9 protein-coding genes and 1 pseudogene are annotated in these 12094 nt (G+C 57.2%); 1 reads left to right on the top strand and 9 read right to left on the bottom strand.

The window, feature by feature from the left end; genetic code table 11:
- Positions 1–59 precede the first annotated feature (59 nt).
- The 6 genes and pseudogenes from QRN85_RS16315 to QRN85_RS16290 all read right to left on the bottom strand — a co-directional run.
- Positions 60–1244, bottom strand: a pseudogene (locus QRN85_RS16315) (glycosyltransferase family 1 protein); the annotation flags it as partial.
- A gap of 72 nt (positions 1245–1316) precedes the next feature.
- Positions 1317–2483, bottom strand: coding sequence for a glycosyltransferase (locus tag QRN85_RS16310; protein ID WP_284759341.1), 1167 nt, complete (start codon positions 2481–2483; stop codon positions 1317–1319).
- Positions 2484–2552: 69 nt separating this feature from the next.
- Positions 2553–4673, bottom strand: coding sequence for a catalase (gene katE, locus QRN85_RS16305; protein WP_502870794.1), 2121 nt, complete (start codon positions 4671–4673; stop codon positions 2553–2555).
- A gap of 221 nt (positions 4674–4894) precedes the next feature.
- Positions 4895–5503, bottom strand: a complete 609-nt coding sequence (locus tag QRN85_RS16300) for a general stress protein (protein ID WP_062584740.1) — start codon at positions 5501–5503, stop codon at positions 4895–4897.
- 60 nt (positions 5504–5563) lie between these two features.
- Positions 5564–5914: a PepSY domain-containing protein gene (locus QRN85_RS16295; protein ID WP_062584742.1), complete on the bottom strand. Its 351-nt coding sequence runs from the start codon at positions 5912–5914 to the stop codon at positions 5564–5566.
- A gap of 192 nt (positions 5915–6106) precedes the next feature.
- Positions 6107–7183, bottom strand: coding sequence for a catalase family protein (locus QRN85_RS16290; protein WP_284759338.1), 1077 nt, complete (start codon positions 7181–7183; stop codon positions 6107–6109).
- Between the two features lie 217 nt (positions 7184–7400).
- Between QRN85_RS16290 and ku (QRN85_RS16285) the strand changes: the two genes are divergently transcribed.
- Positions 7401–8195, top strand: a complete 795-nt coding sequence (gene ku / locus QRN85_RS16285) for a non-homologous end joining protein Ku (RefSeq protein WP_284759336.1) — start codon at positions 7401–7403, stop codon at positions 8193–8195.
- Positions 8196–8208: 13 nt separating this feature from the next.
- Here ku (QRN85_RS16285) and ligD read toward each other — a convergent pair whose 3' ends face one another.
- The 3 genes from ligD to QRN85_RS16270 are packed head-to-tail and all read right to left on the bottom strand — an operon-like array spanning position 8209 to position 11794.
- Positions 8209–10689, bottom strand: a complete 2481-nt coding sequence (ligD, locus tag QRN85_RS16280) for a DNA ligase D (RefSeq protein WP_284759335.1) — start codon at positions 10687–10689, stop codon at positions 8209–8211.
- A 2-nt stretch (positions 10690–10691) separates the two neighbouring features.
- Positions 10692–11531, bottom strand: a complete 840-nt coding sequence (ku, locus tag QRN85_RS16275; protein ID WP_284759333.1) for a non-homologous end joining protein Ku — start codon at positions 11529–11531, stop codon at positions 10692–10694.
- Entirely contained in the window at positions 11528–11794 is a 267-nt protein-coding gene (locus QRN85_RS16270; RefSeq protein WP_284759331.1) for a hypothetical protein, read from the bottom strand. The genes ku (QRN85_RS16275) and QRN85_RS16270 overlap by 4 nt, the downstream gene beginning before the upstream one ends.
- Between the last annotated feature and the right edge of the window lie 300 nt (positions 11795–12094).

The raw sequence follows: 12094 nt of genomic DNA, 5'->3' as shown, positions 1-12094 counted from the left end.
GTTGCAGCCACGGCGTTACCATGGGCAAGAGCGCTCACCTTTGCTGGTCTTGAAAGGGGTTGCTTGGCGGGAATTGCGGGGTAGAGATTGCGTAACATCACGTCTTCCATCAGGCCCTTCATCGAAGAGAACGTCCGGTCCCAGGATGATCCCTCAAGCCTTGCATCGACCGGCTTCAGCCATGCGCGGTCCTTCTCGCAAAGGCCAAGCGCCTCATCGCAGGCAGCGGCAAAGCTTTCCGGATCGGATGCCACGAAGACCCCATCGAGATCGCCATAATGACGGATGACGTCCTTGATCGGCGTGCTGACGACGGGGCGGCCCGCGGCCAGATATTCAGGGGTTTTGGTCGGGCTGATGAACTGGGTCGAGCTGTTCAGCGCAAAAGGCATCAGGGCCGCCTGCCATCCAGAGACATAGGCTGGCAGCTCGTGGTAGTCCTTCTGACCAAGATAATATATATTTTCAGCGCGCGGCAGATCTTCCGGCGCGATCTTGACGACAGGACCGATGAAGACAAAGGACAATTTTGGTCTCGCGCGGGCAAGGTCCGCGATCAGCTCCAGATCCAGGCGCTCATCGATGACACCGTAATAGCCAAGCTTGGGGCCGGGAATGGCCATCTGATCTGCGGGTTCGGTCCGGCCTTTGCGGGCGGAGTGGAAGTGATCCACATCGACGCCCGACGGGAAGGGATGAATATTGTCGTGCTGGTGGCGTTTGGCTTCGTAGAGGCTGAAGCCCCCGGTAAAGACAACATCCGCCTCAGCGAGAAGCTTTGCTTCCATTTCCTTCATTTCAAGCGGCGCAAACTTGAAGTTGGCCAACTCATCCATGCAGTCGTAAATGATGGCAGACGCATCAATGTGGCTCGCAAAGCTGTACATCGTCGGCGTGTAGAACCACAGAATGGGTCGGGTTGCGCCATACATGGCCAGAAGATCGTCCAGCAGGTTCGAAAGCGCGCGCTCGCGGTCTGCGGCATTCCACCAGTGGGGAACGCGGGGACGCACGGACTTGACCTTCGTACCCTCGAAGGGGTGGATTTCGAGATAGGCCAGATGGTGATCCGTGGGAATGTATTCCTCAAAGAAGAACACCGGCCTTTCCCTGGAAAAGCGCGCCATCAGGTGCTGCGGCCGCTGGAGAACGAAATCCCACCTCAGGTGTGAAAAACATATGAGTGGCGTCTGCCGCTCGGATAGTGCGTGAGATCGTGTGGGAATCGAACTGGAAAGGTTCATTGGCGCATCCGCGTTTGAGGGACGGACTCAAACAAGCCGCGATGCCCAATGTTCCCGCAAAATTAAAACTTTCTAATATTCTTGATGCAAAAGAATTTTTCGAAGCTTTTCAACGGAATGCGGCCATGTCCACTGATCCATGACAGCCTGCCGGGGTGTGAATGTTTCAAGCCGCTCAAGCATTGCCGATAGCCCCTCATGAAAGACTTCGGCACGGGCCGTGAGCCCGGTCTGCGGCGTGATATATTGCAGGCCGCAGCTGAGTTCGGCATTGGCAAGAACGGGCAGACCAGCCAGCATGTATTCCGTCAAAATGGCTGGCGCACCGTCATCGACACCGCAGACAACGCCTATTTTTGCCAGATTCATCAGGCGGTTGACTTCGGGAAAATCGACACCGGGCGGGCCGATGAAATCCACGTCGATTTCCAGTTCCCGCGCGCGGCTGCGCAACTCCTCACTCAATTCTCCATAGCCGATGACGCACAGGGCGCGGATTGAACGCGGCAGTCTCGCCATCGCATCGAACAGAATGTCATGTCTCTTGTAGGTCTGGGCGGCTGCGACATAGATGATGTCATAGGGTTTTGGCCCGCCCATGGGTCGGAACATGGTGTCGGAGGCAAATTCCGGCCCGATCGGTAATATGGCGGTCTTCATGCCCGGATGCCGGTCATTGACCACGTCGGATTGCCATTGCGCGCCGGTCAGAACGAGATCGAAATGCTGGCTGACGTCGGAGGGTATTCGCAAGGCGGGGGCGTCGATGGAATTATATATTTTATAGCTTTGCGAGCAAGCTTCCAGAATGTCCCGCGAGACGCCGAGACCCCAGACGCAGAGAATATCCGGTGCTCCATATGTGCGGATGTGGGCCAGCATGTCATTGGAGCTGAAGGGGGCTTCGGGACCATTCATCTGAAAGGAACGGCGGATGACGAGCGGCGCCTCCGCCAGATTGGCAGGCGGCACATCTTCACTGCGCCAATGGCTCCAGATTTCCACTGCATCGACCAGATTTGCCTTGACGCAGGCAAGTGGCAGGCGCTCCAGATAGCCGCCTTCTACGTCGAAATCCGGCCGGGTGGGGCTTGCGGCGGGGGGAGCGCCACGCTCACCGTTTTGCCATTGTCGCTCGAACTCTTCAACGGACGGGACATACCCGGCAAAGTGACTTCCGCCTTGAAAATCACTGATGACGACGATGCGTCGGAGCTTGGATTGACCTGATGCTGACACGCTGTGCGCCACCCTGTGAACGTTAAAAAAAGGGCGCGTCAAACAATGACGCGCCCTTGCCGAAAGGTATCAGGACTTGGCGGGAGGGGATGCCTTTCCAAGCTTTACCGAGGGTTCGCGTCCCCAGACGCGCAGGTCGCCAAGCTTCGACACGAAGTCTTTGGTGTCTGCCTTCTTCGCCAACGCAACGACGCCTTCGTCCATCGCACCGGCGATGCCTGCCTTTTCAAGCAGGGGCATTGCCGAATCAACGTAGCCGATGAACTTGCAGTGCTGGAAGGCATCGGCCACGAAATCCCTCGCCGTTGCTTCGTCCACGAGGTCTTCGACCCCTTCGGAAGATGTCAGCAGGGCCACCGCATCGAACAGGACCGACGGGCCACCATCCACCATGTGATGGGCCTTGATCATCGTCCCGTCGGATGCCTTCACACCGCCGACCTTCGGAGCGATCAGCTCAACCACCGCCTTCTCTGCGGTGACGGCATCGATAAGCGCCTTGAGGGTGGCGACGTCAACGCCATCGGTCACGAGAATACCGAGTTTGCGACCTTCGAAACGCTTGGGACCGTTTTCCACGATGCTGAGTGCCGGGGAAGGGGCAAGATCCTGGCGCGTGGGCATGGCAGCATCTGCGGCTTCCGGCATGGATTGGAAGCCGAGCTTCTGCGCAACCGTATTGGCCAGCGTTTCGTCAATGTTGAGAAGATGGGAGACCATGCGTTCGCGGATCGCTGGTATCTCAACCTTGCTGAGTTCGAAGGTTAGAGCAGAGGCGATGTGACGCTGCTCTGCGCCCGTCTGGCTGATATAGAATTGCCGTGCCTGGCTGTAGTGATCGGCAAAGCTTTCCGGACGCAGACGTGCCTTCTGGCCGCTTTCTTCTGCAGGGAAATGACGATAGCCGCGCGACTGCGACTCTCTTGGTCCCTCACCATGGGAGTTCGGCTGGTAATTGGTGCGCCCAACAGGGTTGCGCATGGCCATGTGGCCATCCTGCTGGAAGTGCGCGAAAGGACACTTTGGCGCATTGATGGGAAGGTGGGTAAAGTTGGGACCGCCCAGACGCTTCAACTGCGTATCCAGATAGGAGAAGTTACGCCCCTGAAGCAGCGGATCGTTGCTGAAATCGATGCCCGGCGGCACGTTCTGCGTCATGAACGCGACCTGCTCGGTTTCGGCAAAGAAGTTGTCGGGCATCCGGTCCAGCACCATGCGGCCAATGGCCTTGGGTGGCAGGATTTCTTCGGGAATGATCTTGGTCGGATCCAGCACGTCGAAATCGAAGCTGTCGGCAAATTCCTGGTCGAACAGCTGAACCTGCAGTTCCCATTCCGGGAAGTTGCCCGCCTGAATGGAGTTCCAGAGATCGCGGCGGTGGAAATCGGGATCGGCGCCGTTGATCTTTACGGCCTCGTTCCAGGCTACGGATTGCAGACCGAGTTTCGGCTTCCAGTGAAACTTCACGAATGTGGACTTTTCGTCGGCATTGACGAAACGGAAGGTGTGAACGCCGAAGCCTTCCATGAAGCGGAGCGAGCGGGGGATTGTCCGGTCCGACATGATCCACATGACCATGTTCATGCTCTCAGGCGTCAGGCTGATAAAGTCCCAGAAATTGTCGTGGGCTGTCTGTGCCTGCGGGAATGCACGGTCCGGTTCCTGCTTTGCAGCATGGATGAGGTCCGGGAATTTGATGGCGTCCTGAATGAAGAATACAGGGATGTTATTGCCGACGAGATCCCAGTTGCCTTCCTGCGTATAGAGCTTCACGGCAAAGCCGCGAACGTCTCGTGCCAGGTCAGCCGATCCCTTGTTTCCGGCCACGGTGGAGAAGCGTACGAAAACAGGGGTTTTTTCGCCCCTGCGCTGAAACAGGTCTGCCTTGGTATATTGCGAAAGGGACTCGTAGGTTTCGAAATATCCATGAACGCCGTAGCCTCTGGCGTGAACAACGCGTTCGGGAATGCGCTCATGGTCGAAGTGGAACATTTTTTCGCGGAAATGGAAGTCGTCCATGACAAGAGGACCGCGTGCGCCAATCCGCAGCGAGTTCTGGTCATCAAGAACGGGGCCGCCCTGCGCGGTCGTCATGACGGGAGCGTCGTCTTCTGCGATCTGGTGAAGCTCTCCACCTTGTCCACGGTGCATTTTCTGGTCGTGTATCGTCACGACATCCATTTCAGGCATCGATGCGGGAGTAGCCGGTTTTTTGGCCATGGTGCGTTCCTCGTAGTGGCGGCTGAGCGTCGTCAGCCTGAGCCGGATGTAGAAAAGCCGCCCTTTCGGACGGCCCTAGATATGGTCACGACAGATCACGTTGTGCCTCTGACAGCGTCCATTGATGCGACCAATGGAGTTTGTTGCTTTGCCACTGCGATTGTCCTGACTTTGCTACAGACGATCGCGCCTTACAGGCCCGGACGGTTGTAGCGTGTGCGTTCTTTTTCAATCTGCTCGGCATTGTATGGATCAAGCGTATCGTCGAATTTTTCCCAGCCCTGCTCGTTGTAGGCGGTGCGGCGTGCAGCCGGATCAACCCAGTTCGAACGCTGCAGAATGGCTTCGGCTTCGGCAATCATTCCGTCATCGACCTTGGCGGTGACGATGGTGCCGCCACGACGTACGCCTTCGGCATAAACATGCGCATCTTCTTCAGACACGCCGGAGTCGGTCAGTGCACCAACGATGCCGCCAGCAGCGCCACCGGCAACTGCGCCAGCAACCGCACCTGCAGCTGTCGCTGCAAGCCAGCCGGCTGCGACAACCGGGCCAACGCCTGGGATCGCCATAAGGCCAAGACCGGTCAGCAAACCGCCAGCGCCACCGACGACTGCGCCAATGCCAGCACCGGTGCCGGCGCCTTCAGCAGCCTTTGAGTCGTCATCATGATCGTGATGGTTATGGGCATTGTTGGAGACAATGCTGATATCCTTGGAAGGAATACCGGCAGATTCCAAGGCCGTTACAGCCGAGCGCGCATCTGCATGATCGTCGAATAGTCCAGTAATTGTTTTCATCATGTGTTCCTTAAAAATGGGGACATTTCCGGGCGGTTGCCCGAGGTCAGCGGTCGGCCATTATTTGGCGACGACGTTGCCCTGGTAGTCCATGGAGATCATGACGGACTTGCCGTCCTTCATTCCAGCTGCCATCCAGATGCCCTTGTCGTCCTTCTTGAGGTCCTTGACATCGGTATAGCCAGCTTCCTGAATACGGGTCTTGGCCTGATCTTCCGTAAAGCTGTTTGCGCCTTCGACCGGTGCTGTTGGATTTGTCGTCTCAGGCGATGCGACAGCGGGCGTATTGCCATCGGTGCTCGTGGCAGGAGCAGATGTGCTCGGCGTTGTCGTTGCAGGGGCTGAGGTCTGGGCAGCAGCGGACAGTGCGGTTGCGCTAAGCAGCGCTGCCGCAAGAATAAACTTCTTCATGGTGATTTCCTCTCATGCGGACCGTTCTTCACAGCTCCGTGTGTAGCTAACCGTCATTGAGGTCATTCGTTCCATATTAGTTAAATTAAATGGATGCGGCCTGTTCCAGTCTCCTTTCGTCTGGAAAAGACGGCAGGCACGAAAAAGGCGCGGCAATTACGCCGCGCCTTTTCATCAATCTTGGGAGTTCGTTCAGGTGGTCGGCTCGTGCATGGGGCAGCGATTGAAGGCTGCGCGAAATTGCGAAGAGTGCTCGTAAGTATCCTTGCGCGCGCGGTTGATGTTGCCGAGCGGGCGGTGCGCCGCAAGCCCCGTCCAGACGCTGAACCGCATTTCCTCGTCGACCTTTTGCACGTTTGCGTCCGACCAGCTGTCCTGCGGCCCCGCCTTGATGCGGGCGACTGTAGTAAAGGGCGCTTCGTCTTCCTTCCATTCCACGGTCGGGTCTTCGATCGGCTGTTTTTCCAGGTCGCGACAGAGCTGGACCTGCAGCAACCATTCGCCTGCCGTGTCGCGCATTTCCGCCTGGACGGTTTCGCGAATGGCATCGTCGCTGACGCTGGTATCGATTTCGCGTCCCGTCAGTTTCACCAGCCCTTGCGACACGGGCTTCAAGCGGAACTTTGCGACGTAGTCTCCGTAAAGGAAAGGCGTGACGCTGAAATAGGTCTCGCCAAGCGGATCTGAGTTGGGTGCGCCGCCCAAGGACTGGACTTTGGAACTTTCGATGCCGACGGCCTCCAGCGCGGTGTTGACAGTCTGCAGGACGCTGGAGACGACTTTCTTGGTGCCTTCCATGCGATCCGTCGTCTTGGCAAGCATCTTGAGATTGCCGTGAAACTTCTTGGCATCGGGCGTCTGGAACACGGGGCCGTTGACCATGACGAAATCCTGCGTCGATCCTTCCGCACCCTCGATGCGAGGACCTTCAACGCCTACCACCTTCATGGCAAGGCCGCGCGGCAGGGATATCGCATCTGGCAGGATATCACCCGCATTGGTGGATAGACGCATGTAGATCTTGTAGCTTGCGGGTGTCGCGAAAAGGCCCTGTTGAAGCTCGGAAGGCAGATCGTTTTCAACCTCCAGCGTTCCGTCCAGAATGCCATGGGATTTTGCGTGGACGGAACGGACGGCGTGTCCGTAATCCTCGGCGGTTCTGTTGAGGATGGTATCGAAAGTATCGTTGAGGTCGGCAATAACCTCCTGTTCGTCCGGTTTGATTTCCTCAAGGTCTGCGGAATAGCGGACGGGCTGTGGCAGCGTCATGAAACAGGTCTCCGTGTGGATGGAAGGTTGAGCAGTGACGTGTTCCAGCAAGCCAGATCGTCGCCTGTGTAACAGCGACATCTCGGGAATGGTTCCGCAGCCATGATGTGCGCCGGAAACGCTGGAACTGCGCGGAAGTGAAGTTTTTGGCCGCAGCGGCAACGATGTCGCGGTTAGACCGTTTCATGCCTGATCCATCAACGCGGGAGTCTGTATCATGCCACGTCATGTTTTCTGGAAAGGGCACCTGCGCCTTTCACTTGTCACGGCGGCTGTTTCTCTGACACCTGCGACAACGGAGAGCGGAAAGGTCCGGTTTCATATCCTCAACCGTAACACCGGCAACCGGGTGGAAAGCATTTACGCCGACAGCACGACGCACCGGAAGGTGGCCGACAAGAACCAAGTCAAGGGGTTCGCCAAGGAAGACGGCAGCTATGTCCTGCTTGAAGATGAGGAGATTGATGCAGTTGGCCTTGAGAGCACGCGCACCATCGACATCCAGACATTCGTTCCGGCAGGATCGATTGACTGGATCTGGTATGACCGGCCGCATTTCCTGAAGCCTGAAGACAAGATCGGAGCAGAAGCCTTTGGCGTTATCCGCGATTCCATGAAGGCGAACAATGTCGCAGGGATCGCGCGCCTTGTCATTTACCGGCGCGAGCACGCGGTTCTGCTGGAACCAGCCGGGAAGGGGATCATCTTGTGGACCCTTCGCTATTCCGATGAGGTCCGAGAGAGCATCGATACGCTTGAGCCGAAAAAGAAGATGGACGCCGAGCTTATGTCTCTCATGCAAAAGCGGATCGAAAAGAACACAACCGAATGGAAGCCTTCGGTGGCGCAGGATACGGTCCAGAAGAAGATAAAATCCCTGCTCAAATCCAAGGAAAAGGGAAAAACAAAAGCTGCCAAGGGTAAAGAGCCCGCTGCGCGCAAGAGCGGTGGCAATGTCATCAACATCATGGATGCGCTCAAGAAAAGCCTCGCTTCGGAAAAGCGCGGCTGACATTGCGCCGCGGCTATTTCGGCAGAGGTTCTGCCGAGGAGAAGAAGCCGTCCCACGGGTCGCGTTTCATGGCAGAGAGGCGCGGGCCGATCGTGTCGACCGTGAAATAGTCAGGGCCAATTTCATCGGTAAGCTCGGACCACTCTAACGGCATGGAAATGGCGGCGCCCGGACGGGCGCGGGTGGAGTAGGGGGCAACCGCCGTGTTGCCTCGGCCATTGCGAAGATAATCGATGAAGATGCGGCCCTTGCGCTTGGCTTTCGTGGACACCGCCAGATATTTGTCCGGCTCTGCCTTGCCCATATCAACCGCCATGCGTTTTGCGAACGCCTTGACCGCCGTCCATCCCGCCTGCGGCTTGAGAGGGCTGACGACGTGAAGGCCCTTTCCGCCCGACGTCTTGAGGAACGCGGACAGACCGACGTCTTCGAAGCGGCGTTTCAGCTCCAGCGCTGCCTCCATGACCTCGCCCCATTCCACATCTTCGCCGGGGTCGATATCCATGACGATCATGTCAGGCTTTTCCCAGCTGCGCGTGGTTGCGCCCCATGGGTGAATTTCAAGCGCTGCCGATTGTACCAGCGCCATAAGTCCATCGAAATCCGTGATGCGGATCAGAGGTTCGCCCTTCTTGTCTTTCGGGTCTGCAATCTGGCCGATAGCCTTGTTCGTTCCGCGCCATGGGTGCTTTTGAAAGAAATGCGGCCCGTCTATCCCGTCCGGGCAGCGAACCAGCGCCAGTGGACGGTCGACGATATAGGGCGCCATGAGGTGCCACACCTGCGCATAATAATCGGCAAGGCCTTCCTTCGTTACGCCATCCTTGGGCCAGTAGAGCCGTTCGGGGTGGGTGAACTTGATTGTCGTCTTCGGCACGGCCTGATCCGACTTTTTCGTATCCTCGCGTGTGATTTCGCTGGCGCTCTTGTCTTCCCTCATTCCGCGAAAAGAGGCGTGGCGCAGATTGCCATCCGCCGACCAGGTGCGAAACTCCACCTCAGCGACGGCCTCCGGCTTGACGAAGACGAGATCTTTTTTCGCCAGAGCCGTGAGCTTGTCGGCAAAAGGACTGTCCTTCTGCGTTAGTGGCTTCAAGGTCTTGAACAGATTTTCGGCGACGGCAGCGGTAAATCCGGTTCCAACCCGCCCGACATGGCGCAGCCCCTCCTTGTCGTGCACGCCAAGTGCAAGCGACCCGATTGCCTGATCCGACGTCGAAGACAGGGTATAGCCGCCGATGACGAATTCCTGCCGGCTGGAGCATTTGGATTTCACCCACTGGCCCTTTCGACCGGAGGCATATTTGCTGTTTTTCTGCTTGGAAATGACACCTTCGAGACTTAGGCGGCAGGCGTGATCCAGGATCATGCTGCCGCTTTCCTCGAAATGCTCACTGTAACGCAGTACAGGGTCGTTGGAGGGTAGCAGCTTTTCCAGAAGCGCCTTCCGGTCCATCAGCTCTGCCGCTTGCAGGCTGTGGCCATCAAGGTGAATCATATCAAAGGCATAGAAATGGAAACGGTCAGTCCTGCCGTCGCTGAGATCCTGCTGGAGGGCGGAGAAGTCCGAGGCACCATTGTCGCGTTCCACGACGATCTCTCCGTCAAGGACGGCGTTCTCGACCGGCAGCTTGGCAAAGGCACTGGCGACCTCCTTGCCGAATTTCTCGGTCCAGTCCAGCCCGCTGCGGGTAAACAGCGTGACCTTGCCCTTGTCGATATGGACCTGGATCCGATAGCCATCGAACTTGATCTCGTGCAGCCAACGGTCTCCTGCAGGAGGCTTAGGCTTCAACGTGGCGAGGGCTGGCGGCACGAATGCCGGAACACCTGCCTTTCGAGCACCCTTTGGAAAATCATGCGCCTGCTTTTGCGGTGAGGCCGTCTTGGCCTTCTTACTGACCGGTTTGGAGTTCCAGGTATCGTCAGGGTCTGCCGCGACATCCTTGACGCTGCGTCCGGTTTTGACGGAATCCGGCTTTTCGACAAGGATATCCGTGCCCTTCCCGGTGCGCGCTTCCTCATCCTCGACCTTCATCAAAAGCCAGTTTTCGCGCTTTTCCTCCGGTTTTCCATGCATCTTGACCAGATGCCAGCGCCCCCTCAGTTTTTCGCCCTCGAGTTCGAATTCGAGATGACCTTTCTTGTAGCCTTTTCTCGCATCTCCCACGGGGTGCCATGTGCCACGGTCCCACAAAATGACAGTGCCACCGCCATACTGGCCCTTTGGGATAACGCCTTCGAACTCACCGTAACTGAGCGGGTGGTCTTCGACGTGCACGGCGAGCCGCTTGTCATCCGGGTTGAGGCTGGGGCCACGGGTCACAGCCCAGCTTTTGTAGACACCGTCGAGTTCCAGCCGCAGGTCATAGTGCAGACGCCGCGCGTCATGCTTCTGTATGACAAAGGACGAACCTTCGGTCTCGGCCTTGGTGCCTTCCGGTTCGGGTGTCTGGTCAAAGCGGCGCTTGGAATTATAGGTTTGCAGACCCATTTTCAGCTCGCCTTCTTTGTTGCGGTCTTGGCGGCAGGCTTCTTGCGGGTGGATTTGCCTGCAGCCTTTTCACCCTCGGCGCTGCGCCGCAGTGCTTCCTTGAGATCGACCACATTGTCGCGCTTTTCTTCGACGTGTTTCTTGATTGCGCGACCTTCGATCTTGGCCTGCACCAGTTCCGCCAGGGCGTCATTATATCTGTCAGGATAGGCGGAAGGATCGAAGGTGCCAGCGCGCTTCTTGATGATGTGGCCCGCCAGTTCCAGCATCTCGTCATCGAATTCCTGCTCGGGGATCGACTTGAAGGTGGTCGCCTGCGAGCGGACCTCGTAATCGAAATTCAGTGTCGTCGCGATCAGTGATTTTTTGTGCGGTCTGATGATGAGGACGCGGTTCCGGCGGAACAGAACCGCTTCGGCAATGGCGGCGACGCCCTGCTTCTCCATCGCCTGTGCGAGCAGGCTCAGGGCGTCTTCGCCGTCGCCATCGGTCGCCGCCAGAAAATATGGCCGGTCGAAATAGAGCTTGTCGATCTCGTCGCAGGCGATGAAATTGTCGATGCGGATGACCTTGTCGCTCTCCGGCATGAGTTTGGCGATTTCATCGCCTTCGACGACGACATAGTCGCCGTTATCGAGCTGAAAACCCCTGACCTGATCATCCTTCTCCACCTGATCGCCCGTATCGCTATCGACATATTGGCGTTCGACCCGGTGCCCGGTTTTTCGATTGACGATGTTGAAGGATATTTTCTCCGAGGAGGTGAGGGCAGAATAAAGACCGACCTCGCAGGTGAGGTCGCCGAATTTAATGTGGCCTTTCCAGCTTGCCCGCCGCGTCATGAGTGCGCGCCTTTCTGCCCGGGTTCAGGTCGCATATGTTCGAGTGTATTCTCCACCATCTTCATATCTTCAGCGGTGATGACCGGTATGGGATCCGATGCCATTGCTTCGAGAACCTCAGAAGACAAGCCACCATTGCGCAGCACCCATTCCATCGCCTCGCGGGTTTCCCGCTCAGCCCGCAACTGTGCGTAAAGCGCAAGGATCAGCCGATCCCTGACGTCGTAGGCCTGATGGGCGGATTTTTTCAATGTACGAGACATGCGAGGTCCTTCCATTCCTCCCGCCAAGTCCGCTTAAGGCAAAATCATGCCTTTGTGAGGCTGGCGATATTTGTGTCCTAACGCGTGCTTTGCCACGTCGTTCCACACGGCACTCGAAGGATGTTTGAGGATAGCGGCAAATGTAATCGGCAAGGGTTTTTGCCATTCGTCGCGGGGCGATGGGATGATCGCAGTCTATGGGATGCGTTCGCGTGAATCTGCAACTATAGTGAGTGGAATGGTCGCAGTATTATTGTAAACAAACATTTGCTTTCACACGATATTCTTGCTGCATCGCCG

The sequence above is a fragment of the Agrobacterium sp. fls2-241-TYG-188a genome (assembly GCF_030209845.1).
Note: the sequence above shows the minus strand (reverse complement) of the source record. Positions and strands in the feature narration are given on the sequence as shown.

Bases quoted from the DNA above. Each gene is read 5' to 3' on its own strand.
- katE (WP_502870794.1), bottom strand. From the start codon at position 4,673: ATGCCTGAAATGGATGTCGTGACGATACACGACCAGAAAATGCACCGT.
- QRN85_RS16300 (WP_062584740.1), bottom strand. From the start codon at position 5,503: ATGAAAACAATTACTGGACTATTCGACGATCATGCAGATGCGCGCTCG.
- QRN85_RS16295 (WP_062584742.1), bottom strand. From the start codon at position 5,914: ATGAAGAAGTTTATTCTTGCGGCAGCGCTGCTTAGCGCAACCGCACTG.
- QRN85_RS16290 (WP_284759338.1), bottom strand. From the start codon at position 7,183: ATGACGCTGCCACAGCCCGTCCGCTATTCCGCAGACCTTGAGGAAATC.
- ku (WP_284759336.1), top strand. From the start codon at position 7,401: ATGCCACGTCATGTTTTCTGGAAAGGGCACCTGCGCCTTTCACTTGTC.
- ligD (WP_284759335.1), bottom strand. From the start codon at position 10,689: ATGGGTCTGCAAACCTATAATTCCAAGCGCCGCTTTGACCAGACACCC.
- ku (WP_284759333.1), bottom strand. From the start codon at position 11,531: ATGACGCGGCGGGCAAGCTGGAAAGGCCACATTAAATTCGGCGACCTC.
- QRN85_RS16270 (WP_284759331.1), bottom strand. From the start codon at position 11,794: ATGTCTCGTACATTGAAAAAATCCGCCCATCAGGCCTACGACGTCAGG.